Origin of the sequence: Achromobacter pestifer, from assembly GCF_013267355.1 — a bacterium.
GTDB classification, from domain to species: Bacteria; Pseudomonadota; Gammaproteobacteria; order Burkholderiales; family Burkholderiaceae_B; genus Achromobacter; species Achromobacter pestifer_A.
The window spans coordinates 4192294-4217680 of sequence record NZ_CP053985.1 but is presented as its reverse complement, the minus strand read 5'-3'; the positions used below and the strand labels follow the sequence as shown (position 1 = coordinate 4217680).

At 67.4% G+C, this 25387-nt stretch carries 23 protein-coding genes; 13 read left to right on the top strand and 10 right to left on the bottom strand.

What is annotated here, in order from left to right; all coding sequences use genetic code 11:
• Positions 1 to 10: 10 nt before the first annotated feature.
• Together FOC84_RS20155 and FOC84_RS20150 are read right to left on the bottom strand one after the other, a co-directional pair.
• Positions 11 to 1396: an MFS transporter gene (locus tag FOC84_RS20155; protein ID WP_173145992.1), complete on the bottom strand. Its 1386-nt coding sequence runs from the start codon at positions 1394 to 1396 to the stop codon at positions 11 to 13.
• 86 nt (positions 1397 to 1482) lie between these two features.
• On the bottom strand, positions 1483 to 1986 hold the full coding sequence (locus FOC84_RS20150; protein ID WP_013395780.1) for a peroxiredoxin: 504 nt from the start codon (positions 1984 to 1986) through the stop codon (positions 1483 to 1485).
• 243 nt (positions 1987 to 2229) lie between these two features.
• Here FOC84_RS20150 and FOC84_RS20145 point away from each other — a divergent pair, with 243 nt between their 5' ends.
• A complete protein-coding gene (locus FOC84_RS20145) occupies positions 2230 to 2652 on the top strand; it encodes a hypothetical protein (RefSeq protein WP_173145991.1) in 423 nt (140 codons plus the stop codon).
• Between the two features lie 815 nt (positions 2653 to 3467).
• Here FOC84_RS20145 and FOC84_RS20140 read toward each other — a convergent pair.
• Positions 3468 to 4346 (bottom strand): dienelactone hydrolase family protein, encoded by an 879-nt coding sequence (locus tag FOC84_RS20140; RefSeq protein ID WP_173145990.1) that lies wholly within the window; start codon positions 4344 to 4346, stop codon positions 3468 to 3470.
• Between the two features lie 64 nt (positions 4347 to 4410).
• Positions 4411 to 8100: a DUF748 domain-containing protein gene (locus tag FOC84_RS20135; protein ID WP_173145989.1), complete on the bottom strand. Its 3690-nt coding sequence runs from the start codon at positions 8098 to 8100 to the stop codon at positions 4411 to 4413.
• Between the two features lie 171 nt (positions 8101 to 8271).
• Here FOC84_RS20135 and moaC point away from each other — a divergent pair, with 171 nt between their 5' ends.
• The 5 genes from moaC to FOC84_RS20110 are packed head-to-tail and all read left to right on the top strand — an operon-like array spanning position 8272 to position 11207.
• Positions 8272 to 8760, top strand: coding sequence for a cyclic pyranopterin monophosphate synthase MoaC (gene moaC, locus FOC84_RS20130; protein ID WP_173145988.1), 489 nt, complete (start codon positions 8272 to 8274; stop codon positions 8758 to 8760).
• The gene (locus FOC84_RS20125) at positions 8741 to 8992 is read left to right on the top strand and encodes a MoaD/ThiS family protein (protein ID WP_054451574.1); all 252 of its coding nucleotides are present in this window, start codon (positions 8741 to 8743) and stop codon (positions 8990 to 8992) included. The genes moaC and FOC84_RS20125 overlap by 20 nt, the downstream gene beginning before the upstream one ends.
• A gap of 5 nt (positions 8993 to 8997) precedes the next feature.
• Positions 8998 to 9480 (top strand): molybdenum cofactor biosynthesis protein MoaE, encoded by a 483-nt coding sequence (locus FOC84_RS20120; RefSeq protein ID WP_173145987.1) that lies wholly within the window; start codon positions 8998 to 9000, stop codon positions 9478 to 9480.
• Positions 9477 to 9998 (top strand): molybdenum cofactor biosynthesis protein B, encoded by a 522-nt coding sequence (moaB, locus tag FOC84_RS20115; protein ID WP_173145986.1) that lies wholly within the window; start codon positions 9477 to 9479, stop codon positions 9996 to 9998. The genes FOC84_RS20120 and moaB overlap by 4 nt, the downstream gene beginning before the upstream one ends.
• A gap of 3 nt (positions 9999 to 10001) precedes the next feature.
• Entirely contained in the window at positions 10002 to 11207 is a 1206-nt protein-coding gene (locus FOC84_RS20110) for a molybdopterin molybdotransferase MoeA (protein ID WP_173145985.1), read from the top strand.
• On the opposite strand, the gene mobA is transcribed toward FOC84_RS20110, so the two are convergent.
• Genes mobA through FOC84_RS20095 form a run of 3 tightly spaced genes read right to left on the bottom strand, consistent with a single transcriptional unit; the run spans position 11192 to position 14017 of the window.
• Entirely contained in the window at positions 11192 to 11746 is a 555-nt protein-coding gene (gene mobA / locus FOC84_RS20105) for a molybdenum cofactor guanylyltransferase MobA (protein ID WP_438800891.1), read from the bottom strand. The genes FOC84_RS20110 and mobA overlap by 16 nt on opposite strands.
• 52 nt (positions 11747 to 11798) lie before the next feature.
• A complete protein-coding gene (gene moaA / locus FOC84_RS20100) occupies positions 11799 to 12902 on the bottom strand; it encodes a GTP 3',8-cyclase MoaA (RefSeq protein ID WP_173145983.1) in 1104 nt (367 codons plus the stop codon).
• Between the two features lie 35 nt (positions 12903 to 12937).
• A complete protein-coding gene (locus tag FOC84_RS20095) occupies positions 12938 to 14017 on the bottom strand; it encodes a substrate-binding domain-containing protein (protein ID WP_173145982.1) in 1080 nt (359 codons plus the stop codon).
• Between the two features lie 140 nt (positions 14018 to 14157).
• Here FOC84_RS20095 and FOC84_RS20090 point away from each other — a divergent pair, with 140 nt between their 5' ends.
• The 7 genes from FOC84_RS20090 to FOC84_RS20060 all read left to right on the top strand — a co-directional run bounded on the left by FOC84_RS20090 (position 14158) and on the right by FOC84_RS20060 (position 23376).
• On the top strand, positions 14158 to 14715 hold the full coding sequence (locus FOC84_RS20090) for a formate dehydrogenase subunit gamma (RefSeq protein WP_173145981.1): 558 nt from the start codon (positions 14158 to 14160) through the stop codon (positions 14713 to 14715).
• Positions 14716 to 14822: 107 nt separating this feature from the next.
• Complete coding sequence (locus FOC84_RS20085) at positions 14823 to 16343, top strand: formate dehydrogenase beta subunit (protein ID WP_438800890.1); 1521 nt, start codon at positions 14823 to 14825, stop codon at positions 16341 to 16343.
• Positions 16344 to 16356: 13 nt separating this feature from the next.
• Positions 16357 to 19233 carry a formate dehydrogenase subunit alpha gene (gene fdhF, locus FOC84_RS20080; RefSeq protein WP_173145980.1) on the top strand — a complete coding sequence of 959 codons (2877 nt, stop codon included), beginning with the start codon at positions 16357 to 16359 and terminating at the stop codon, positions 19231 to 19233.
• A gap of 29 nt (positions 19234 to 19262) precedes the next feature.
• Positions 19263 to 20084 (top strand): formate dehydrogenase accessory sulfurtransferase FdhD, encoded by an 822-nt coding sequence (fdhD, locus tag FOC84_RS20075; protein WP_173145979.1) that lies wholly within the window; start codon positions 19263 to 19265, stop codon positions 20082 to 20084.
• Between the two features lie 18 nt (positions 20085 to 20102).
• Complete coding sequence (locus tag FOC84_RS20070; protein ID WP_173145978.1) at positions 20103 to 20360, top strand: formate dehydrogenase subunit delta; 258 nt, start codon at positions 20103 to 20105, stop codon at positions 20358 to 20360.
• Positions 20361 to 20470: 110 nt separating this feature from the next.
• Positions 20471 to 22138 carry an OFA family MFS transporter gene (locus FOC84_RS20065; RefSeq protein WP_173145977.1) on the top strand — a complete coding sequence of 556 codons (1668 nt, stop codon included), beginning with the start codon at positions 20471 to 20473 and terminating at the stop codon, positions 22136 to 22138.
• A 119-nt stretch (positions 22139 to 22257) separates the two neighbouring features.
• Complete coding sequence (locus FOC84_RS20060) at positions 22258 to 23376, top strand: methyltransferase (protein WP_173145976.1); 1119 nt, start codon at positions 22258 to 22260, stop codon at positions 23374 to 23376.
• A 126-nt stretch (positions 23377 to 23502) separates the two neighbouring features.
• Here FOC84_RS20060 and FOC84_RS20055 read toward each other — a convergent pair whose 3' ends face one another.
• Genes FOC84_RS20055 through FOC84_RS20045 form a run of 3 tightly spaced genes read right to left on the bottom strand, consistent with a single transcriptional unit; the run spans position 23503 to position 25323 of the window.
• On the bottom strand, positions 23503 to 24189 hold the full coding sequence (locus FOC84_RS20055) for a DUF1345 domain-containing protein (RefSeq protein ID WP_173145975.1): 687 nt from the start codon (positions 24187 to 24189) through the stop codon (positions 23503 to 23505).
• A gap of 34 nt (positions 24190 to 24223) precedes the next feature.
• Entirely contained in the window at positions 24224 to 24748 is a 525-nt protein-coding gene (locus FOC84_RS20050) for a chromate transporter (protein WP_173145974.1), read from the bottom strand.
• On the bottom strand, positions 24745 to 25323 hold the full coding sequence (locus FOC84_RS20045; RefSeq protein WP_438800841.1) for a chromate transporter: 579 nt from the start codon (positions 25321 to 25323) through the stop codon (positions 24745 to 24747). Before FOC84_RS20045 ends, FOC84_RS20050 begins: the two co-directional genes overlap by 4 nt.
• Positions 25324 to 25387 lie beyond the last annotated feature (64 nt).

The window sequence follows — 25387 nt, the reverse complement described above, 5'->3', positions numbered from 1 at the left end:
AATGCGGCCGTCAGGTGCCCGTACGGACCTGCCGGCGATCCTCTGCCGCATCGTCCGCCGCATCCGTGGCAGGCGCCGCGCCAGGATCAGCCGCTGGCGGTTCGGCCGCGGCAGCGACCGGGGCCACCTCGGGCTGCACCATTTCCATGGCAATGTCGGTTGCCGGATCCACGCGTGGGTCCAGCACCGCCGCGGCGGGCGAACTCTGCAGCGTGTCCGGCATGGGCACGAAGTGCGTGGGCGCCTCGTCCACCTGGTGCGCGCCGGTGACGCGGGTGGGCCGCACCTGCCAGACCAGGATCAAGGCGCAGGCGGATATGAAGACGTAGTACATGCTGGGGCCGGCCAGCGACATCAGTATCCCGGCAATCATCGGACCGATGCAGGCCCCGACCCCGTAGGTCATGAGCAGCACGGCCGACAGGCTGACCCGGCGCTCGGACTCGACGTGATCGTTGGCGAAGGCCGCGCCCAGCGGATACAGCGTGAATTGCAGCACGCCGAAGACACAGGACATGGCCACCAGCGCCCAGTACGGCAGCACGATCCAGCCCCACATGACCACCGGCAGCACCACCAGCAAGAGCGCGTTGAAGCGGATCAGCCCGGCGCGGTTGATGCGGTCGGATAGCCAGCCCATGGGCCACTGTGACAACAGGCCGGCAGTCACCGCGGCAGCCACGAAAATGGCCGCCTGCGAGGTGGACAAACCATGCTTGGCGCCGTAGACGGCCGCCAGCCCGTAGAAGGCCCCGGAAAGATTGCCCGCCACGAACAGCACCGTCATCGACAGCGGCACGCGCCGCATGAAGAAACGTATGTCCAGCGGCGCCGGCAGCGGCGTGGGCGGGTGCGAACGGGCGGTGACCGCAATCGGCACCAGGCACAGCACCAGGCACATGGCCACCAGGGTCAGCGGCCGCAGATCCAGCGTGGCATAGGCGGTCAGGGCCAATTGCCCCAGCACGGTGCCCAGGCCGGACACGACCATGTAGACGGAGAAGACACGCCCGCGCTGGTGGTTTTCGGTCTGCTCGTTGAGCCAGCTCTCGATGACCATGAATTCGGTCACCATCACGATGCCCGAAATGACGCGGAACACCAGCCACAACGGCATGGAGTCGACCAGCGTCTGGGCCAGGATCATGCTGGTAGCCACGGCCGCACAGGCGACGAACGCCCGGATATGGCCGACGCGGATGATGAGTTTGTGCCCAAGGCGGGCGCCGCACACCAGGCCCAGGTAGTAGCCGGCGATCAAGGCGCCGATCCACACCTCGCTGACAGACTGCGCTGTCAGCCGGAGCCCCATGTAGGTGTTGAACAGACCCGTGCCGATAAGCATCAGCAAGGTCGCGAAGTAAAGGGACGAGAAGGAGGAGATGGTGGCGAGCATGGCGTCGGCAACCGCTGCTGGCGGCAGCGCAACAGGCCGTCGGAGCGGCCCGCTGCGCTAAGCGGTAAAACAGGAACTACGTGGGATCAGACTTGCGACAGCATCGTGGCGGCGTCGCTGACTTCGAACTTGCCGGGGCCTTCGACGTTCAGCTGCTTGACCACGCCGTCAACGATCAGGGCAGAGTAGCGCTGCGAGCGCACGCCCATGCCGCGCTGGATCAGGTCCAGCTCCAGGCCCAGTTCCTTGGTCCACAGGGCGGAACCGTCGGCCAGCATGCGGACCTTGCCTTCCGTCTTCTGCTCGCGGCCCCAGGCGCCCATGACGAACGCGTCGTTGACGGACACGCACCAGATTTCATCGACGCCCTTGGCCTTCAGGGCCGCGGCCTGCTCCACGTAGCCCGGCAGATGCTTGGCCGAGCAGGTGGGCGTGAAGGCGCCCGGCAGGGCGAACAACGCGATGGTCTTGCCGCGGGTCAGGTCGGCGACCTGGAACGCGTTGGGGCCCAGCGAGCAGCCGGCGGATTCGGTTTCGATGAATTCGGTCAGGGTGCCATCCGGCACGCGGTCGCCGACTTTGATCGTCATGTAGATCTCCAGGAATAAGGGGCAATGCATTGGGGCAGGAGCGCCCCACAGCCTCCATCATAGTTCCTGCGCGGCCGCCTTGCTGGCCGCCAAGCCCGCAAGAAAAAAAGATGCACAGTCTGAAACGACTCCATACCGCGCTTACACGGGTTCGAAACGGCTGCTTGCCATAATGTTGTGCTGGCGATCACCGCCCGCGCACGCCGCGCTGCCGGCTGGCGGGCTCCATGCGGAGGTTCATCGATGCGCAAGATCTTGACCAGCCTGGCCCTGACGCTGGCCTCGGCCGCCACGGCCTGGGCGGCTCCGGATGCCGCCGAACAGGCCCAGTACGACTCCTTCATCATCGCCGCCGGCGCCTCCAACGGCGCCGCCCGCGCCTGCGGGGCATCCGAACCCGATCTGGCCGAGCATCAGGCCACGTCCCGCAAGAACCTGCTGCGGTATGCGCAGGAATATGGCTTTTCCTCGGGTGGGTATGACGGGCTGTTCCAGAAGGGACAGGGCCAGGGGAAGACGATGATGGACGAGATGAAGCGCTCGGGAGTGGATGGGTGCCGGGGGGTGCTGGGCGGGTTTCAGAATGAGAGGGTGATGGAGTATGAGGATATGAAGAGGGCGTTGGCTGAGGTTAGCGATGGGTTGCCGGGGGAGAAGGCGCAGTAGTTTTTGACGGGTCGCGGTTCGGTTCTTGAGACGCCTGACGCGGCGGTGGCCTGGGGCGCGCCAGGCTCCTGCATTTGAAACTTGACGTCAGCAGGGACGAATTGCGTGCTTAGGGTTCTCGCCGCCGGTGGTGTGTGGCGATGGATCTTGCAGGGCCCGCCCCCGGCCGGCCGCGCGGGCGGCCTCTGGGGGCTTACGCGGTGTCTTGCGGTAAAGAATGGCGCTTCGCGCTGATGGGGGGGCTCCGATCTCACGAGCCATTTTTCGTGACGGCGCGCCGAAACCCGCTGCCAGATCAATCGCCATTTGAACTCCGATGCCGGATGGGTGGCGCGCGTATGGATCTTCATGCGCAAACGGCTGCCTGCCGCGCGCCACCCATCACCGCCCCCCCTGACGGCAACGCCATCAGAAAACCGACCTACGCATGCGCGCCAGCGATCACAATCACACTTAAAAAAATGACGTATGTGTTTTTCGGCCGCCCGCGCGGCCGAAAAACACGGGCCGCCCAAGACTCGCCCCCGACCACAGCCCTAGCAGCGCCACAAGCCAAGATAGCGGCAGCCCGTGGGCGCGGGCGGCGTGGCGGCTCGCAACCTCGATGCGCCCGACGGAATCCGAAGGAGTCGCCGCAGGCGAGGACGAGGATGAGGAAGGGGTAGTCCGGAGCGAACGCTCCGGACCGCAATCGTGGGCGCGAGCCGCCACGCCGCCCGCGCCGACGGGCGACCTACAAAGAGCGACGCAGGCCACCAAACACGTACGTAACCTAAAACACTACCTACGTACACCCATGAGCACCCGCCATCACCTCAAAGCCCGTTCTGCTTGAACCAATCCAGCATCCGCCCCCAAGCCTGCTCCGCCTCCGCCTTCCGATAAGACGGCCGATAATCCGCATGAAACGCATGCGGCGCCTCCGGATAGACATCGATCCGCGAAGCCTTCGCCGCCGCCGGCCCCTGCGCCAGTTCCAGCCGCATCTTGTCCACGTCCGCCATCGAAATCCCGGCGTCCTTGCCGCCATAGGCTCCCAGCACCTTCGCCTTCAGGTCGTTGACCTCGCTCAGCACCGACCTGGGCTTGAGCTCGCTCGGCTGTCCGCCCAACTGCCCGTACCAAGCCGCGCCCGCCCTCAGTTTCGGGTTGTGGGCGGCGTACAGCCAGACCTGGCGGCCGCCCCAGCAGAAGCCCATGATGCCCAGCCGGCCCGGATTGCCGCCGTTGGCTGCGGCCCAGTCCGCGGTCGAGTCCAGGTCTGACGTCACCTGCGCGTCCGGGACCTTGCCGATGATTTCGGCCTGCAATTTGGGAATCTCGGTGTACTTGGACGGATCGCCCTGGCGCGCGAACAATTCGGGCGCGATGGCCAGATAACCCTGGTGGGCCAGCCGCCGGCACACGTCCTGGATGTACTCGTGCACCCCGAAAATCTCCGACACCACCAGCACCGTCGGCAAGTCCTTCTTGCCCTTGGGCGCCGCACGGTACGCGGGCATCTTGCCGTCCTTGACCGGGATGTCCACCTTGCCGGCCACGAGGCCGCCGGCGTCCGTGGTGATCGTGGTCTGCGCCACGGCCTGGCCGGCCGCCAGCGAAAACCCCGTCGCCACCGTGGTGGCCATGAAACCCCGCCGGTTCAACCGCAGGGGCGGAAGCAGGCTGTCGAAGTGCGCGTCCTGGTCATTCATCGAGAATCTCCTGGCAAAAAACTGGCGCGGGGCGGCGAGTCGCCGCCCCTTGAACCAGCCTGGTTCACTTCAGGGAGAAGTCCACGCGCGAGGGTTGCCCCTCGTCCTTGATGCCATCCGCGTCCAGTTGCGGCGCAACGATGAACACGCGATCCGCGAGTCCTTCCTGGGCTTGCAGCTTCTCATAAACCGCCTGCGCGCGCGCATCGGCCAGTTGGCGCAACTGCTCGTCGCCAACGGGCGCCACGCTGCGCAGCATCTCCTCCATCTGCGCCGCCGGCACGGATTTGGACATGCCGATGAAGTTGCGCGGCTTGTCCTTGATGTCCGTATCGTCGTAGACCTCTTCCAGGTACTTGGCGCGTTCCGCGCCCGATACCTCGACGCCCGCCGGGTTCGGCTTCTTGCCGCGCGGCGTGGTGGCGGCGGCCTTGGCGGAGCGGATCTTGCCGTCCACCCAGGCCTGGCGCAGGCCTTCCATGTCGGTCTTGGGGTCGGCGCGGCCGCTGATGTCCATCTTCAGCGCCGGGCGATCCGTCAACGCCTTGGTCAGCGTGTCGATGCGCTGCTGGCTGTCCTCGGTCAGCACCGCGCTGCCGGGCGCGAATTCCACGTAGGACAGTTCTTCGCCGCCCCCGAAGGCCGAGGCCAGCAAGCTGAAGGGCGAGGTGACGGCCTTGACCACCAGATTCAGCAGCACGCGCACCACGATGCCACCCACCGAGAACTCGGGATCATCCAGCGAACCGGAAATCGGCAGATTGATGTCGATGTTGCCGCGCGAATCCTTCAGCAAGGCGACGGCCAGCAGCACCGGCAGCTTGGTGGCGTCGGGGCTGTTGGTCTTGTCGCCGAAAGTCAGCTGGTTCAGCACCACGTGGTTGGTGGCCTGCAGCGCACGGTCCTTGATCTTGTATTCCAGGTCCACCGACAGCTTGCCGCGCTTGATGGGGTAGCCCACGTACTTGGCGGAATAGGTGTTGAAACGCGGCAGGTCCACGCCCTTGGCCGAGGCCTTCAGGTCCAGCAACAGGAACTTGGCAAAGGGCTGCACCACGCCGCTGATCGACAGCGGCGCGGTGGTGTAGACACGGCCGGTGACCTTGACCTTGGCGGGCTGGGGATTGGTGGACGACACCGCCGTGATCGAGCCTTCGATGCTGGACAGCTCGGCCACGTAGTTGGGCTTGACGAAGCGGTCCGTGAAGGTCATGCGGCCGCGGTTCAGCGTGACGCTGTTCACCGAGATGTCGGGCATGCCACCGCCCCCCTTGGCGGCAGGCGCGGCAGGCGCCGCGGGCGGCGGCGCGGCGCTGCGGCCGGGCGTCTGGGTGTCCTGGGTGATGGAGCCGCCGGCCTGGCCCGGGGCCGCCACCAGGTCCATGACATTCAGGCGGCCTTGTGCATTGAGCAGCACGCGGCCGTAGAAATCCTCCAGCGCTATGTCGCCCAGCTTGGCGCCGATCTTGTCGCCCGCCACCGAGACGTCCATGCCGGTGAAGCCCAGGCGCTTCCAGTTCAGGAAGTCGTCCTTGTTGACGCGATCCTGCAGGTCCACGCCGGTGACTTCGACCCCGCCCTTCCAGTTGACCTTCATCGGCGCCGAGCCAGCGGCGGCGGCGAACTCCGCGTTGCCCTTGGCGCCCAACGTGATGGCGCGCACCGTGGCGTTCAGGCTGGAAGCGGCATACGGCGCGAAGGACGCGACGTTCAGTTCCGACAGGTCCACCGAGGTTTTCACCGTGAGCGGCTGCGGCGTGAACGCGCCCTTGAGGTCCAGCTTGCCGTTGCCCTGGATGCCGGCGGCGGCCAGCGTGAAATTGCTCTGGCCCGGCCCCATTGCCAGGCGGTCGGCGGTCACGCGCAGGCTCTGCAGCGCGATATCCACGGCGGGCTTGAGGGATTCGTCACGGGCCTTGAACTGCGTCAGGTCGGCCTGCACGGCGCTGGCCGATGCGTCCACCGCGCCGTTCTTTTCCTTCACATGGATCTGCGCGCTGGCGGCCAGACGGCCATCCAGCAGCGCGATGGGCGAGGCGTTGCGCACGGCCGGCGCCAGGGGCGCCAGCGCGATGTTGCCCAGGCGCACGCCCAGTTCCAGCGACAGCGGCTTCAGGACCAGCGGGCCCTTGGCGCGCAGCCAGCCGCCATCGGTGCTGTTGTCCATGGTCAGCCACAGGTTGATCGGCTGATCCGGCACCTGCGGCAAGGTGACGCCCTCGACCGTCGCGGCCAGACCGGTCATCACATAGTCCAGCTTGCTGACTGCATCCGCAACGTAGACCTCGCCTTCGTGCAGATTGAAGGCGTCCAGCTCGACCTTCCATTCCGTGGGCGCGGGCGCCGGCTGGGGCGCGGTGGCGTTCGCGGCTGGGGTGCCTGCAGGAGTCGTGGCGGACGAGGCCGCGGGAGCACCCGCGGCAGGGGCAGCGGGGGCAGCCGAAGACGCCGCCGGCGTGTCCGGCGAAGGCGCGGAAGCGGCAGGAGACGCGGCCGCAACGGTGGCGGCAGGCGTACCCGTCACCGCTGGCGCAGCGCTCTTGGCGGCGGCATCCGTAGTTGCGGCCGGCGCCCCCTTGGCCGGGGCGGCGGCCGGGCCGGCCTTGCCGTCCGCCTTGGCGGGATCCAGGCCGCTGGCCTTGCGCAGCTTGTCGGCCACCGGCGTGGCGGTCGGCTCGACGCCGCCCAGCCGCTTCAGCCCGGCGACCACGTCCAGCCAGTTCAGGTTTGCATTGGCGTAGCGCCGCACGTGGATTTGCGGCGCCCACAGGCCCACCTCGCCCACATAGGCGTGGCGCGCGATGGGTTCCAGCTCCAGGCGGCTGACGGTCAGCGCGCTCCAGGCGACGAGGTTGGCGCCGGCGGTGTCGCGCAGGTCCAGCCGCCGCAGGCCCAGGTCGCCGACGACGCGGATCTTGGGCGGCGCGTCCTTGGGCTGCTCGAACACCACTTGCAGGTTGGAATCCAGCAGCGCGCTCTCGACCTTGAAAGGCAGCGGCATGGGCCAGACGTCCGCCCACTTTTCCAGTTGCAGGCCATTGAAGGCCACGCGCAGCGTGGACGAGGGCACCTTGTCGAAGGGGCGCGCCACGCCGTTCAAATCGAAGGGGCTGCCGTTGATGCGCAGGTGCACGCGCGGCTGCACGTCGATATCGGTGGCGTAGCCGAAAGTGGAGATGAACGGCACGCCCACGCCCAGTTCGTCGACCACCTGCTTGCGGCCAGTGACCTTGTCATCCAGCGTGATCGTGCCGTTCTCGATCACCATGTTGTTCAGCGAAAAACGCGGCAGCCCTTCATCCGGCTTGGGCGGTTCCTCGGGCTGGGCGGCCGTCAATTCGGCCACTCGTTGCTGAATATCAGAGAAATTGAAGCGCGCGACGTCCTCGCGCACGATGGCGATGTTAGGCTCGCGCAGCGTCATTCGATCAACGACCGGCGCAAACCAGAACAGGGAAGTCCAGGCCGCGCTGACATCCAGCTCGGCCAGCGTCAAGAGCGGCGTCTGCGAATCGGGCTGGGCCACGGCCAGGTCGCGCGCCCGGACGGTCAGCGTGAAGGGATTGAAGCTGATGTCGCCGACGGAGACTTCCCGCCCGATCATCTTGGAGACGTCCTGCACCAGGACGTTGTGCAGCACTTTGGGAACCTGCCAGGCGGCAACCCCGAAAAGGACAAGTACGAATGCCGCGATACCCAGAAGAATCTTGCCGACCCGGCGGGTTAACCGAAGCTTGGGCATCCGCAAGGGCATTGCGCGTCTCCTGATACGAATTGAAGGACGTGCGTTTCCGTCCTTCTAATGACTACAGGCGCGATTATCGCGCCCCCTGCACCGCTCGTCTATCATAGGCGTATCGATGGGCCGATCCGGCCAGCCGGGACCGCCCTTTTCAATCATTAACAATTATCGCTCCCGATTCCCATGTCCACGCCCACCCCAACCTTGAGCCACCTGGATGAAGCCGGACAGGTCCGCATGGTCGACGTCATCGCCAAGACCGACACCGAGCGCGTGGCGATCGCCACCGCCAGCGTGCGCATGAACGCCGTCGCCTACGGCCTGCTGACCCAGCCGGGCCAGGGCAAGGGCGAGGTCCTCAACACCGCCCGCGTCGCCGCCATCCTGGCCGCCAAGCGCTGCGCCGACACCATCCCGCTGTGCCACAGCCTGCCGCTGGCCTTCGTCGGCATCGAATTCGCGCTGGACGACGCCGAGCATCGCATCGACGTGCTGGCCACCTGCCGCACCAGCTACAAGACCGGTGTGGAAATGGAAGCCATGATGGCCTGCAGCGTCGCCGCGCTGACCATCTACGACATGTGCAAGGCTGCCGACAAGGGCATCGTCATCGAGCAAGTTCGCCTTAAGTACAAGGCAGGAGGAAAAAGCGGTGAATGGCGCAACGATTAATCTTCTCTACTTCGCGCGCGTGGCCGAACTGGTCGGCAAGCGCTCCGAAGCCTGGCCCCTGGAAGGCGAATCCACCGGCGCGCAGCTGCTTGCCGCGCTGGGCGAACGCTACCCCCAGCTGGCGCCCTCCGCGCGCCTGAAACTGGCCATCAACCAGACCCACTCCAAGCCGTCGGCCCCCATCCGGGCAGGCGACGAGGTCGCGGTATTCGAACCCGTCACCGGAGGTTGAACGCCATGATCAGCGTCCAGGAAGCCGACTTCGACGGCGCCGCGCTCACGGCCGCGCTGCGGGAGAGCGCGGGTCCGGGCGTGGGCGGCATCGTCACGTTCGTGGGCTATGTGCGCGACTACGCGCCTGACACGCCCACCGACACGCTCTTTCTCGAACACTACCCGGGCATGTGCGAACGCGAGCTCGAGGAAATCGCCGCGACCGCCCGCGCGCGCTGGAACCTGGACGGCACGGTCATCGTGCACCGGGTGGGCGCGCTGCACCGCAACGCCCAGATCGTCTTCGTGGCGGCGGCCAGCGCCCACCGCGGCGACGCCTTCCGCGGCTGCGAATACATCATCGACGCGCTCAAGACCCGCGCGCCCTTCTGGAAGCGCGAGACCCTCGCGGGCGGCAGCAGCTTCTGGGTGGAACAACGCCAATCCGACCAGGACCGCACGCAGTCCTGGGATGAAGACACCACCTCGAAGAAGGAGCATCCATGAGCGACGAAAGCCTTGTTTCGCTGGCCTGCGCCGTGCTGACGGTCAGCGACACCCGCAGCGCGGGCGACGACACTTCCGGCAATCTGCTGGCCCAGAGCCTCGCGCAAGCCGGCCATCAGTGCGTGCGCCGCGACATCGTCAAGGACGACATCTATCAGATCCGCCGCGTCATGAGCGATTGGATCGCCGATCCCGAGGTGCAGATCATCCTGACCACGGGCGGCACGGGCTTCTCGCATCGCGACCATACGCCCGAGGCCATCCAGCCCTTGCTGGACCGCGACATCCCCGGCTTCGGCGAACTGTTCCGCCAGATCTCCTACACCGAGATCGGCAGCTCCACCATCCAGTCGCGCGCCTTTGCCGGCTCGGCCAACCAGACGCTGATCTTCTGCCTGCCCGGCTCCAACAACGCCTGCGAAACCGCTTGGTCGCGGATCATCCGCGAACAGCTGGACAGCAGCCAGCGCCCCTGCAATTTCGCCACCCAATTCAAGCAACGCGAAGAAGACAACTGACCCATGCTGGATTTTGATCAAGCCCAGACCCTGCTGGCCAATGCCGCGGGTCCGCTGCAACGCAGCGACGAGGTAAGCCTGGCCGATGCCGCCGGCCGCGTGCTGGCCGCCGATCTCACCGCCACCGTGGACATTCCGCCCGCCGACAACAGCGCCATGGACGGCTACGCCTTGCGCGTGGCCGACTGGGGCGCCGGCGTGCGCCTGCCCATCCAGCAACGCTGCTATGCGGGCGAAATGCCGGAACCTCTGAAGCCCGGCCACGCCATCCGCCTGTTCACCGGCAGCCTGATCCCGCAAGGCGCGGATACGGTGGTGATGCAGGAAGACACCACCGAAGCCGACGGTCAGGTGGAAATATCGCGCGCTCCCAAGCCCGGCCAGCACATCCGCCGCCGCGGCGAAGACACCATGGCCGGCGCCCCCCTGCTGGCCGCCGGCACGGTACTGGAAGCGGCCCACGTGGCGCTGATGGCTTCGCAAGGCCTGGCCCGCGTGCAGGTCTTTGGCCAGTTGCGCATCGGCATCCTGACCACGGGCGACGAGCTGGTGCTGCCCGGCCAGCCGCGCGCAGCCGAGCAGATCTACAACTCCAACGGCCCCATGCTGGCCGCGCTGGCGCGCGGCATGGGCGCCCTGCCCGTGCACGTGCTGCACGCCCGCGACACCGAGGCCGACCTGCTGACCGCCTTCAAGACGCTGCTGGCCGATTGCGACCTGGTGGTGAGCGTGGGCGGCGTGTCGGTGGGCGAACGCGATCTGGTCAAGCCCGCGCTGGCCGCGCTGGGCGGCGAACTGTCGCTATGGAAGGTACGCATGAAGCCGGGCAAGCCGGTGGCGCTGGCGCAGATCGACGGCAAGCCCGTGGTCGGCCTGCCCGGCAACCCCGTGTCGGCCTACGCCGTATTCACCCTGCTGGTGACGCCGCTGATGCGCCGCATGCAGGGCCGCGAGACGCTGTTCCCGCCGACCAGCCTGCTGCCCCTGCGCACTGAACACCCACGCCAGGACAGCCGCGAGGAATTCCTGCGCGTGCAGCGCCGCCTGGCCGACGACGGCAGCGCCGAACTGGTGCCTTACGGCCACCAGGGCTCGGGCGTGATCAGCTCGCTGCCGTGGTCGACAGGCCTGGCCCGCCTGACGGCCGACGTGCTGGTGCAGGACCAGGACCGGGTCGCCTACTACGACCTGCGTCACTGGCTGGCGTAACGCTCGGCCTGCGCCAGCTCCGCTGGCGTATTGACGTTCATGAAGGCGTCGGGCGCGTCGTCGAAACAGGCTTCGACCGCGCCCGTCCTCGCCTGCCACAGCCCCACCTTGCGGTCCCCGCTGCGCAGGTACGCAAGCAGATCCGGCAATAGCGACGTGCGCAAGGCCATGCAGGCCGAATGCCGCTGTCCGCCTGCCATCGCATAAGCCATGGGCGCGGCGCTGGACTCGGCCGCGCCGATCAGACGCGCGGCCAGATCAAGGGGCAGGAATGGCGTGTCGCAAGGGACCGCCACCAACCAGGCATCCTGCCGCGCCGCCGCCAGGCCTGCGGCGATGCCCAAGAGCGGCCCTTGCCAGGCCCCCAGCTCGGCTTCGCCGTCCTGCACCACCTCGCCATACCGGCCATAAAGGTCCAGGTGGCGATTGGCGCTGATGATCAAGCGCGACACCTGCGGCGCCAGCCGGCGCGCCACGTGCGCCACCATGGGCTCTCCGCGCAGCACGACCAGGCCCTTGTCCTGGCGGTTCATGCGCATGCCTTGGCCGCCCGCGAGGATCAGGCCGGCGATGCCCTTGCCGGCAGGCGCTTCAGCCACCGATGTAGCTCATCTCGATCTTGCGCGCCGGGTCGGCCATGTTGCGGCCGCGCAGTTCGGAGTAATGGTCGTTGCGCCCCGCCCAGATGCCCGCGATGATGCCGGCCAGTTCGGCGTCGCTGGCGCCGTCGCGCAGCGGCGCGCGCAAGTCGTAGCCGTCGTGCGCGAACAGGCACAGGAAGAGCTTGCCTTCCGGCGACAGGCGCGCGCGGGTACAGCCGCCGCAGAAGGCGTGCGTGACGCTGGAGATGACGCCGACCTCGCCGCCGCCGTCCAGGTAGCGCCAGCGTTCGGCCACGCGGCCCATTTCGCCGCTGACCACGGGCTCCAGCGGATAGGCCGCGCCGATGCGGTCCAGCACTTCCTGGCTGGGCACCACTTCGGCCAGATTCCAGCCATTGGTGTTGCCCACGTCCATGTATTCGATGAAGCGCAGGATGTGGCCGGAATGGCGGAAGCGTTCGGCCATGGGCAGGATCTGGCCGTCGTTCAGGCCGCGCCGCACCACCATGTTGACCTTGACCGGGGCAAGCCCCGCCTCGGCCGCGGCGTCGACGCCGCGCAGCACGTCGTCCGGCGTGAAGCCGCTGTCGCTCATGCCCTGGAACATGGCCGGATCCAGCGCGTCCAGGCTGACGGTGACGCGCGTGAGCCCGGCGCTCTTGAGCGCGGCGGCCTTGCGCGCCAGCATGCTGCCGTTGGTGGTCAGCGTCAGGTCCAGCGGACTTCCGGCGGGCGTGCGCAGTTCGGCCAGCAGGCCCACCAGGTTCTCGATGTGTTTGCGCAGCAACGGCTCGCCGCCGGTCAAGCGGATCTTCTCCACGCCCAGCTGCGTGAAGATGCCCGCCAGGCGGCTGATTTCCTCGAACGACAGCAACGCCGAATGCGGCATGAAGGTGTAGCTGCTGTCGAAGACTTCGCGCGGCATGCAGTAGGTGCAGCGGAAGTTGCAGCGGTCCGTGACCGAGATCCGCAGGTCGCGCAGGGGACGCGCGCGCTGGTCCAGCGCGGGCTGTCCGTGCGGCGGCAGTTCGCCGGGCGCCAGAGGGGCCAACGGGCCGCTGCGGCGATCGGCAAGAAAGATCACTTTGCTCATGGGAGCATCATATCCCGGCGCATCGCGTTGCGCGCTCATGGAAAGGCCTCCTGCAGCGACTGCAGCCGGCCGGTATCGCGGGCGTCGTAGCCCGCCAGCTGGCTGACGTAGCCGACATAGTCGGGGCTGCGCATGATGGAAAGCAGGTCGCGCATGGCGGGCGTCTCCAGCGAGGACTTGCGGATGGCGAAGAAATAGCGCTCGCGCACCAGCGGTATGAAGTCCAGGCCGAAGCGGCAGGCGGCCGTCTCCACCCCCACGCCCGTGTCGGCCATGCCGCTGGCGATGTGCGCGGCGATGGCCATATGGGTGAATTCATTGGTTTCGTAGCCCTGGACCTCGCTGATCGAGACCCCCGCGCGCTGCAGCATCAGCCCCACCAGATACCGGGTGCTGGAGCCGATCTGGCGGTTGACGAAGCGCACGTCGGGCCGCGCCAGGTCCGCCATGCCGCTTATGTGCTTGGGATTGCCCGCGGTGACGAACAAGCCGGCGTTGCGCACCGCCAGGTGGATCAGCATGTACTCGTCCGCGTGCAGCCATTGGGCATAGCGCTCCATGATGGGCGCTTCGAAATCGCCCAAGGGCACCTGGAAGCCGGCCAGGTCGCACTCATGCCGCTCCAGCGAGGCCAAGGCCTCGATGGCGGTGCGATAGCGCAGCTCCAGGCCAGGCTTGCGGTTGCCCATGTGCTGCATCAGCGATTCCACCGCGAAACCATGGCTGGCGTGCAGCCTCAGGTGCGGGCTGCTCTCGGGCAGCAGGCGCTCCAGTTCTTCCTGCAGTTCCGAGGCCATGCTGTCCAGCGTCGGCATCAGGCGCGCCTCGATGCGGCGGTTGGCCCACAGCAGGCGTTGCGCGAAGGGCGCCAGTTGCGTGCCCTGACGGCGGTTGGTGATGAGCAGCTGCGTGCCGAAGATGGCCTCGAAACGGCGCAGCACGCCCCAGGCGTGCCGGTACGACAGGCCGCAAGCGCGACAGGCCCCGGCAATATTGCCAGTGGCGTCGATCGCCGACAGCAGCGCCAGCATATCCTGCAGCGGTACGGGCGCCGGGTCGTCGTCTCCGCCCAGGCTCCATTGAGGCCGCAGCCCGATACGGAACTTATATGTCATTTATTTCTTATTGAAGACGGTGAATTACCCCGCTAGAGTACACAAATAACGCGGCTGGAAGGATTTTTATATGCTTTTTAAAACATATAAAACCGCAAAACATCCAGCCCGACACAACAGCAACACAGGAGGAGACCGACGTGCAACAGCGCGAGGCAACATCCGATCTGGCGTCCAGCGGCGGCGCCCGCGGCGGCCAGATGGCCCTGGACGCGGCCCAAGCGTCCCCCACCCCGGCCATCGCGGCCACCGCCCGCATACTCGCCCAGCTGAAGGACCAGCCCGGCCCGCTGCTACCCGTGCTGCATGCGGTCCAGCATGAACTGGGCTGTATTCCGGCCGCGGCGGTGCAGACCATCGCCGAGGCCCTGAACCTGTCCCGCGCCGAGGTCCACGGCGTCATCACCTTCTATCCCCATTTCCGCAGCGAACCCGCCGCGCGCCACACCCTGGAGGTCTGCCGCGCCGAAGCCTGTCAGGCCATGGGCGGCGAACACCTCGCCGCCCATGCCCGCACGGCGCTGGGCTGTGATTTCCACGCCAACAGCAAGAACGGCGATTTCACCCTGGAACCGGTGTACTGCCTGGGCCTGTGCGCCCAGTCGCCGGCGGTGATGATCGACGGCCGGCCCCATGCCCGCGTCACGCCGGAAAAGCTGGACCGCCTGCTGGCCCGCACGCTGGAGGCCCAATCATGAGCGCGCCGAGCCGCCTCAAGGGCGAATGCCGGAGTGCGCAGCACGAAGGTGATCCGATCCGCGCCCCCATCGTCATCTACGTACCGCGCGACGCCGCTGCGCTGGCCATGGACGCGGACACGGTCGCGCGCGACATCAAACGCGCCGCCGACGCCCGCGGCCTGTCCGTGCAGATCGTGCGTAACGGCTCGCGCGGCCTGCTGTGGCTGGAACCCATGGTCGAAATCAGTACCCCGCAGGGCCGCGTCGCCTACGGGCCGGTGCAGCCCGAGGACGTCGCCGCGCTGTTCGACGCCGGCTGGCTAAGTGGCGGCGAGCACCCGCTACGCCTGGGCCCGACGGAAGAGATTCCCTACCTGAAACACCAGGAACGCCTGACCTTCGCCCGCGTTGGCGTGACCGATCCGCTGTCCTTGCAGGACTATGCCGCCCATGGCGGCCTGCAGGGCCTGCAACGCGCGCTGGCCATGGAGCCGGGGCAGATCGTCGACGAAATGGTGGCCTCGGGCCTGCGCGGCCGCGGCGGCGCGGCGTTCCCCACCGGCATCAAGTGGAAGACGGTGGCCGGCACCCCCAGCGCCCAGAAGTACATCGTCTGCAACGCCGACGAAGGCGACTCCGGCACCTTCGCCGACCGCCTGCTGATGGAAGGCGACCCCTATGTGCTGATCGAAGGCATGACCATCGCCGGCCTGGCGGTGGGCGCGACCTACGGCTACATCTACGTGCGCTCCGAATATCCGCAAGCCATAGCCACGCTGGAAGCCGCCATCGCGCGGGCGCGCAGCGTGGGCTGGCTGGGCGATGACGTGCACGGCAGCGGCCGCCGCTTCGACCTGGAAGTGCGCAAGGGCGCGGGGGCCTACATCTGCGGCGAAGAAACGTCCCTGCTGGAAAGCCTGGAGGGCAAGCGCGGCGTGGTCCGCGCCAAGCCGCCGCTGCCCGCGATCTCGGGCCTGTTCGGCAAGCCCACGGTCATCAACAACGTGATTTCGCTGGCCACCGTGCCCATCATCCTGGCCAAGGGCGCGGCCTACTACCGCGACTACGGCGTGGGCCGCTCGCACGGCACGCTGCCGTTCCAGCTGGCCGGCAATCTGAAGCACGGCGGCCTGGTCGAAAAGGCCTTCGGCCTGAGCCTGCGCGATCTGCTGTACGGTTTCGGCGGCGGCAGCGCCTCCGGCCGCCCGCTGCGCGCGGTGCAGGTGGGCGGCCCGCTGGGCGCCTATCTGCCCGAATCGCAATGGGACGTGCCGCTGGACTACGAGGCCTACATCCAGATATCCGCCATGGTTGGCCACGGCGGGCTGGTGGCCTTCGACGATACCGTCGACATGGCGCGCATGGCGCGCTACGCGATGGAGTTCTGCGCCATCGAATCCTGTGGCAAATGCACGCCCTGCCGCATCGGCTCCACGCGCGGCGTGGAAACCATAGACAAGATCGTCGCGGGCGGCCCCGGCCGCGAGCAGCAGGTGCACCTGCTGCGCGACCTGTGCGACACGATGCTCGGCGGCTCGCTGTGCGCCCTGGGGGGCATGGCGCCCTACCCGGTGCTGTCCGCGCTGAACCACTTCCCGCAGGACTTCGGCATCGAGTCCTCCCAGTCTGCCGCGCACGCGGCCTGAACCCGAGACCGACATGCTAGAAACCGTCATCAAGCGCGATCGCGACCTGGGCACGCCGGCCCGCGAGTCCACCGTAACCGTCACCCTGACCATGGACGGCCAGGAAATCACGGTGCCCGAAGGCACCTCCCTGATGCGCGCGGCCGCCGAGGCCGGCATCAACATTCCCAAGCTGTGCGCGACCGACAGCCTGGAGCCCTTCGGTTCGTGCCGGCTGTGCCTGGTGCAGATCGAAGGCCGCCGCGGCTATCCCGCGTCGTGCACCACGCCGGCCGAGAACGGCATGGTGGTCCACACCGAAACCCCCAAGCTGCATGACCTGCGGCGCGGCGTGATGGAGCTGTACATCTCCGACCACCCGCTGGACTGCCTGACCTGCCCGGCCAATGGCGACTGCGAGCTGCAGGACATGGCCGGCGTGGTGGGCCTGCGCAACGTGCGCTACGGCTACGACGGCGCCAACCATCTGAAGAGCGAAAAGGACGAGTCCAATCCGTACTTCACCTATGACGCCTCCAAGTGCATCGTCTGCAACCGCTGCGTGCGCGCCTGCGAGGAGACCCAGGGCACCTTTGCCTTGACGATCTCCGGCAAGGGCTTCGAGTCGCGCGTGTCGCCGGGACAGGATCAGCCCTTCCTGGACAGCGAATGCGTGTCCTGCGGCGCCTGTGTGCAGGCCTGCCCAACTTCCACCCTGCAGGAAAAGACCGTCATCATGATGGGCCAGGCCGAGCACTCGGTCGTGACCACCTGCGCCTACTGCGGCGTGGGCTGCGGCTTCAAGGCCGAAATGAAGGGCCAGGAAGTGGTGCGCATGGTGCCCTGGAAGGATGGCCAGGCCAACCGTGGCCATTCCTGCGTCAAGGGCCGCTTCGCCTGGGGCTACGCCACGCACAAGGAACGCGTGCTCAAGCCCATGATCCGCAAGCACATCACCGATTCTTGGAAGGAAGTGTCCTGGGACGAGGCGATCAACTACGCGGCCTCCGAATTCCGCCGCATCCAGGACCAGTACGGCCGCGACGCGGTCGGCGGCATCACCTCGTCGCGTTGCACCAACGAAGAAACCTGGCTGGTGCAGAAGCTGGTGCGCGCCGCCTTCGGCACCAACAACGTCGATACCTGCGCGCGGGTCTGCCATTCGCCCACCGGCTACGGCCTGAAGCAGACGCTGGGCGAGTCCGCCGGCACGCAGACCTTCGATTCCGTCATGCACACCGACGTGGTGGTCGTGATGGGCGCCAACCCCAGCAGCGGCCATCCGGTGTTCGCCTCACGCCTGAAGCGCCGCCTGCGCCAAGGCGCGCGCCTGATCGTGATCGATCCGCGTCGCATCGAACTGGTCAGTTCACCCCACATCAAGGCCGACTTCCACTTGCAGGTGCGCCCCGGCACCAACACCGCGCTGCTGTCCTCGCTGGCGCACGTGATCGCCACCGAAAACCTGATCGCCGAGGACTTCGTGGCCGAACGCTGCGAGGCCAAGGCCTTCAACGAGTGGCGCGACTTCGTCTCGCTGCCAGAGAACTCGCCGGAGGCCATGGAAGAAATCACCGGCGTGCCGGCGCAGGCCGTGCGCGGCGCGGCGCGCCTGTTCGCCACGGGCGGCAACGGCTCCATCTACTACGGCCTGGGCGTGACCGAGCACAGCCAGGGCTCCACCACCGTCATGGCGATCGCCAACCTGGCCATGGCCACCGGCAACATCGGCCGCGAGGGCGTGGGCGTGAACCCGCTGCGCGGGCAGAACAACGTGCAGGGCTCCTGCGACATGGGCTCGTTCCCGCATGAGCTGCCAGGCTACCGCCACATCTCCGACAACACGGTGCGCGCGCAGTTCGAGCAGGACTGGGGCGTGACCCTGCAGCCCGAACCGGGCCTGCGCATCCCCAACATGTTCGAAGCCGCGTTGGGCGGGACGTTCAAGGGCCTGTACTGCCAGGGCGAGGACATCGTGCAGTCGGATCCCAACACCCAGCACGTGGCGGCGTCGCTCGCGGCCATGGAGTGCATCGTGGTGCAGGACCTGTTCCTGAACGAAACGGCCAAGTACGCCCACGTGTTCCTGCCCGGCTCCTCGTTCCTGGAAAAGGACGGCACCTTCACCAACGCCGAACGCCGCATCTCGCGAGTGCGCAAGGTGATGGAACCCAAGAACGGCAAGTCCGACTGGGAAGTGACGGTGGCGCTGTCCAATGCGCTGGGCTACCCCATGGACTACAAGCACCCGCGCGAGATCATGGCCGAGATCGCGCGCCTGACGCCCACCTTCGCCGGCGTCAGCTACGAAAAGCTGGACAAGCTGGGCAGCCTGCAATGGCCTTGCAACGACGAAGCGCCGGATGGCACGCCCATCATGCACATCGACGAATTCGTGCGCGGCAAGGGCAAGTTCATGATCACCAAGTACGTGCCCACGGACGAGCGCAGCACGCGCCGCTTCCCGCTGCTGCTGACCACCGGCCGCATCCTGTCGCAGTACAACGTGGGCGCGCAGACCCGGCGCACCCCCAACGTCATGTGGCATGGCGAGGACGTGCTGGAACTGCATCCGCAGGACGCCGAGGACCGCGGCGTGAAGGACGGCGACTGGGTCGGCATCCAGAGCCGCGCGGGCGAGACCGTGCTGCGGGCCACGCTGACCGACAGGGTGCAGCCGGGCGTGGTATACACCACCTTCCATTTTCCCGAGTCCGGCGCCAACGTCGTCACCACCGACAGCTCCGATTGGGCCACCAACTGCCCTGAATACAAGGTGACGGCCGTGCAGGTCACGCGCGTGTCGCAGCCTTCGGAGTGGCAACGCCAGTGGTCGCGCTTTGCGGACATCCAGCACAAGCTGCTGCGCGAGCGTTCGCGCGAAAACGAGGCGGCGCTGACCGGGAAATAACCGCCAGCCCGAACCGCCAGGACGCCGCCATGCCCACGCCCCCCCCCTCCCGCCCCGATTTCGCGCAGGTGCAGGTCACCCGCGTGCGGGGCGGCGCCCTGGTCCCCGAGGTCGAAACCGACTCCGTGGCCGAGGAAACGCCGGTGGCGTTGGAGTTCAACGGCATCAGCCACGCCACCATGCTGGCCACGCCGGCCGACCTGGAGGACTTCGCGGTGGGCTTCGCGCTGTCCGAAGGCATCATCGACGGCGTCAGCGACGTGCGCGGCATCGATCTGCTGCCGCAATGCGACGGCATCGTGGTCCAGCTGGAAATCTCCACTGCCTGCGAGGTGCGGCTGAAATCCCGCCGGCGAGCGATGGCCGGGCGCACGGGCTGCGGCCTTTGCGGCGTGGAAACGCTGCCCGAAGTGCTGCGGCCGGTGGCGCCGGTCACGAATGGAGCGCCCGTGCGCATCCAGGCGGTGCTGGCCGCCATGCGCGACATGCGGGCGCGCCAGGCACTGCACGACATCACCGGCGCCACCCACGCCGCGGGCTGGGCCGGCGCCGACGGCGCCGTGGCGCTGGTGCGCGAGGACGTGGGCCGCCACAACGCGCTGGACAAATTGATAGGCGCGCTGGCGCGCCAAGCCGTGCATGCTGGCGACGGCATCGTGGTGGTGTCCAGCCGCGCCAGCTTCGAAATGGTGCAGAAGACCGCCGCCGCCGGCGTCGCGGTGCTAGCATCCGTCTCCGCGCCCACGGCGCTGGCCATCCGCCTGGCCCGTGACGCCAACGTCAGCCTGCTGGGTTTTCTGCGCGGCGACGACGCCACGCTGTACTCACACCCCCAACGCATCATCTCCTGAACCGGACCTCACGCAAGCATGGAAATCGGCAACCTGATCCGCATGGCCAACCGCATCGGCCAATTCTTCGAAGCCATGCCCGACCGGCCAGAGGCGCTGGAAGGCGTGGCCAACCATATCCACAAGTTCTGGGAGCCGCGCATGCGCAATGAGCTCCTGAACTTTCTCGAACAAAGCCCCGACGGCGACGCCGGCAGCGAACGCCTGCACCCGCTGGTGCTGGAAGCGGTCACGCAGAACCGCCAGCGCCTCACGCCGCTGGCCCGCGTGGCGTAACCCGGCGGCGTCGGACAAGACAGCAAGCACATCACAAGAAAAAGGCGACGGGACTGGCCGATTGCCAGGCTACGCGCGCCATCGAGCGGCCCCCCCCAAGAGGAGAGAACATGCAAAGCACTGCCACGCTGGACCTGCCCGGTTCAAAGCCGGGATTTTTCGATAAGGAACGCACCATCGCCGGCCCTGGCTTCTCGCGCTGGCTGGTTCCGCCGGCCGCCCTGGCGATCCACCTGTGCATCGGCATGGCCTACGGCTTCTCGGTGTTCTGGTTGCCGCTGTCCAAGGTGGTGGGCGGCGCCAAGCCGCTGGCCTGCCCCGCGGACATGAGCCTCGTCGCCGAACTGTTCGCCACCAACTGCGACTGGAAAATTTCGACCATGGGGTGGATGTACACCCTGTTCTTCGTGCTGCTGGGCTGCTCGGCCGCGCTGTGGGGCGGCTGGCTGGAACGCGCGGGCCCGCGCAAGGCAGGCGTGGTGTCGGCCCTGTGCTGGTGCGGCGGCCTGGTCATCTCCGCCATGGGCGTGTACCTGCACCAGATGTGGATGCTGTGGCTGGGCTCGGGCGTCATCGGCGGCATCGGCCTGGGGCTGGGCTACATCTCGCCCGTGAGCACGCTGATCAAGTGGTTCCCCGACCGCCGCGGCATGGCCACGGGCATGGCCATCATGGGTTTTGGCGGCGGCGCCATGATAGGCGCGCCGCTGGCCGACCTGCTGATGCGCCACTTCGCCACCCCCGATTCGCCGGGCGTATGGCAAACCTTCCTGACCATGGCGGCGGTGTACTTCGTCTTCATGATGTCGGGCGCGCTGGGCTACCGCGTGCCGCCCACCGGCTGGAAGCCCGAAGGCTGGACCGCCCCGGCCAAGCATGCCGCCAACGCCATGATCACCAAGGGCCACGTCCATGTTCAGCGCGTCTGGGGCGTGCCGCAGTTCTGGCTGGTGTGGTGGGCGCTGTGCCTGAACGTCACGGCCGGCATTGGCATCCTGGGCATGGCTTCGCCGCTGTTGCAGGAAGTGTTCGGCGGCGGCCTGATCAACCAGCCTGAACTGGGCTACGCGCAGCTGGACAAGAGCCAGTTGGCGGCCATCGCCGCCATCGCCGCCGGCTTCACCGGCCTGCTCAGCCTGTTCAACATCGGCGGCCGCTTCTTCTGGGCCAGTCTGTCCGACAAGCTGGGCCGCAAGACCACCTACTTCATCTTCTTCGTGCTGGGCTTCGCGCTGTATTCGGCCATCCCCTGGACCGCGCATATCGGCGCGCTGGCCCTGTTCGTGGCCGCTTTCTGCATCATCCTGTCCATGTACGGCGGCGGCTTCTCCACCGTGCCGGCCTATCTGGCCGACCTGTTCGGCACGCAGATGGTCGGCGCCATCCATGGCCGGCTGCTGACGGCCTGGTCGGCGGCGGGCATCTTCGGACCGGTGCTGGTGAACTACATCCGCGAATACCAGCTGTCCATCGGCGTGCCGCGCGCGCAGGTGTACGACATCACCATGTACATCCTGGCGGGCATGCTGGTGCTGGGCTTCCTGTGCAACCTTGCAATCCGGCCCGTGAATCCCAAGTACTTCATGAACGACGAAGAACTGGCGCGTGAAAAGGCCCTGGCCCACGAACGCGCGGTCGCGACGGAAACGCACGGGGTCGGAACATCCGCGTTCCGCACGCCAGCGGCGCTGGTGGTATTTGCCTGGGCCTGCGTGGGTATCCCCATGGCCTGGGGCATCTGGATCACGCTGCAGAAGGCGGTGGTGTTGTTCCACTGAGCTGGGCGCCGCCCGCCGCGACGGGGCGCGAAGCTGCTACATTGGCAGCCCGCGCCCCTTCTTTTTGCTTTTTCCATGACCACCCTGCCCCGCGCGCCCCGCCTTGCTGGAGCGACACGTTGACCACCCCTGAAATCCACTGGGAAGAAAACCAGACCCCGCACGCCGCCCGCTGGCGCTCCGAATCCGGCGCCGCGCCGCCCAAGCGCGTGGTGGTCGCGGACGACACCATGACCGCCGACATGGCCTACCGCCAGGCCTGCGAAGGCGTCGGCCTGCTGTGGCGCGGCGACTTCCAGAACGCGCGGCAACTGCTGCAGGCCATCACGCGGCGAGTCGACAAGCGGCCCCGCAAACCCGTGGACAGCCTGCTGGACGCCTTCAACCAGCATCGCCAGATCCAGTCCCAGCGCGCCCGCATCCTGGGCATGCTGCTGATTCCTTTCGACGCCGGCCACGACATTCCGCTGCGCCGCGCGCCCGACGCCCGGCAGGCCTGCGAGGAGGCCCACGGCCCAGCCGCAGAGCCCTATGTCGCATCGCTGCGCGAGCTGCTGGGCCTGATCGGCGCCTTCGAATGGCGCAAGAAAGGCGTGGAAATTCCCGCCCTGAACGCCCGCATCCATCCGCACTACGGCGTGTTCTCGCCCCTGCGCGGCGAGTACGTCGACCTGGTGGCGCGCACCCCGATGCCGCGCGGCAGCGTGGCCTTCGACATCGGCACCGGCACCGGCGTGCTGGCCGCCGTGATTGCGCGCCGCGGCGGCAAGCGTGTCATCGCCACCGACATGGATCCCCGCGCGCTGGCCTGCGCCCGCGAGAATCTGGAGCGGCTGGGCCTGTCCAAGCAGGTCGACGTCGAAGAAACGGACCTGTTCCCCGAAGGCCGGGTGTCTCTGATCGTCTGCAACCCGCCGTGGCTGCCCGCCCGCCCCAGCTCGCCCGTCGAGAATGCGGTCTACGATCCCGACAGCCGCATGCTGCGCGGTTTCCTGAATGGCCTGACGGCGCATCTGACGCCCAACGGCGAAGGTTGGCTGATCCTGTCGGACCTGGCCGAGCACCTGGGCCTTCGCAGCCGCGAAACGCTGCTGGAAATGATCAGCCAGGCTGGCTTGCACGTGATCGAGCGCATCGACACGCGCCCCACGCACGGCCGCGCGCAGGACGCGAGCGATCCGCTGCATGCCGCCCGCTCTAAGGAAGTGACGTCCTTGTGGCGCCTGGGCGCAGCCTGACTCGCGGCCCGGCCTAACTCGCGGCCCGGCCTAACTCGCGGCCCGGCCTAACTCGCGGCCCGGCCTGACTCGCGGCCCGGCCTGACTCGCGGCCCGCCCCCCGGCCACGGCGCCGGGGAAGCGTCCCTAAGCCCGCCCCGCCGCCACATTCACGCTGATGGCGATGATGAAGACGTTGAAAAAAAAGGCGATGACGCTGTGCGTCAGCGCGGTGCGGCGCAGGCGCCGGTTGACGATCTGCACGTCCGACACCTGGAACGTCATGCCCAGCACCAGCGCGAAATAGGCGAAGTCCCAGTAATCCGGGTCTTCCGTGCCCGGAAAGTCCAGCCCCTTGTGCATGGCGTTGCGATGGCCGTAATAGCCATGCGCGTAGTGCAGCGCGAAGATCATGTTCATGTAGAGCCACGACAGGATGATGGTCGCGGCGGCGGCCAGCATGGCCAGCACGCTGCCCACGCCGCTCTCGCCCCGCAGCTCCACCCACAAGGCCATCATCACCATGCAGGACAGCGCCACGCTGCTCCACAGCACGCCGGTGCGCCCCACGTCCTGTTGCTGCGCATGCTGGCGCATGGCCGCCGCGCTGGTGCGGCCAAACACCCGCGCCGTCATCAGCAGGAATACCAGCGCCCCCGCATCGAATCCCAGCAACAGCGCCAGCACCCACGGCACGCCCAGGGCGTACAGCCCGCCCGCCATGACCAGCAGCAGCGCGGCGCAGCCGACCAGGCGGCGATGCGCATGGAAGAACGGCAAGGCTGCGCTGGACGAGGCATCGTCCTCGGGCTCGAAATCCTTGAGCGGCGGCATGCGGCGCTCCATTTAGTGTCAGCAGGCCCTAACGCTAACCGATGCCGAGCAAACCGACCAGTGCGCCGCCGAACAGCAGCCATAGCGGATGGATGCGGGTAAAGCTGCCCAACAGCGCCACCACGGCGGTGATGACACCCAGCAGCCAGGTATGCACGGAGGCCTCGGTGATGAGCGCCGCGCTGGCCGCCACCAGCCCCACCGTCATGGGGAAGATGCCCGCCTGAATCACCCCGCGCCAGGGGCGGTCCTTGAACCGTTCCCACAGCCCCAGGGCGATCACGGTGATGATGGAAGAAGGGCCGAACTTGGCGATGGTGGTGACCAGCATGCCCAGCCCGCCGGCCACGTGCCAGCCGACCAGCGTGACCACCATCAGGTTGGGCCCCGGGGCCGCCTGCCCCAGGGCGAACAGCGCGGAAAAGTCGGCCGCCGTCATCCAGCCATGCACGTCCACCACTTGTCGCTGCATCTCGGGCAGGATGGTGTTGCCGCCGCCGAATGCCAGCACGGACAGTTCGGAAAAGATCAGGGCCAGGGCGATCAGCGTGTGGATCATCGACGTTGCCTCCAGACCATCAGGATGCTCAGCGGCGTCAACACCGCCATGGTGGGCAGAAGCGGAATGCGCAGCACGGCGATGGCGATGAAGCAAGCCGTGGCCACCACGCCGGCCAGCCAGTCGCGGCGCTTGAGCACCGGCAGCCCGATCTTCACCGCCATCGAGATCAGCAGGCCCGCGGCGGCCGCGGCCAGCCCGGCGAACAGATGCTGGATATGCGGATCGTTCTGGAAACGGTCGTACACCATGCCCAGCAGCACCACGATTGCGGACGGCGCCAGGATCAGGCCCATCAGCGCCGCGAAGGCGCCGCGCGGGCCGCGGAATTTCATGCCCAGCGCCACCGACAGGTTGATGATGTTGCCGCCGGGCAGGAACTGGCATAGGCCCAGCAGGTCGGTGAACTCGGCGCCGCTGAGCCAGCGGTGCTTTTCGACGACCATGCGGCGCGCCAGCGGCAAGGCGCCGCCGAAGGCCGTCAGGCCGAGCATCAGGAAGCCGTAGAACAATTGCCCGCAAGTGGGCGGAGGCCGCAGATCGGCCTCTGAGAGGGAAGGTGCTGCGTTCATCATTTTCATGCCGGCGCCGCCGAAGAGGCGCGGGGTGGAACCAGGGGAAAGACAACGAGATTGCAGC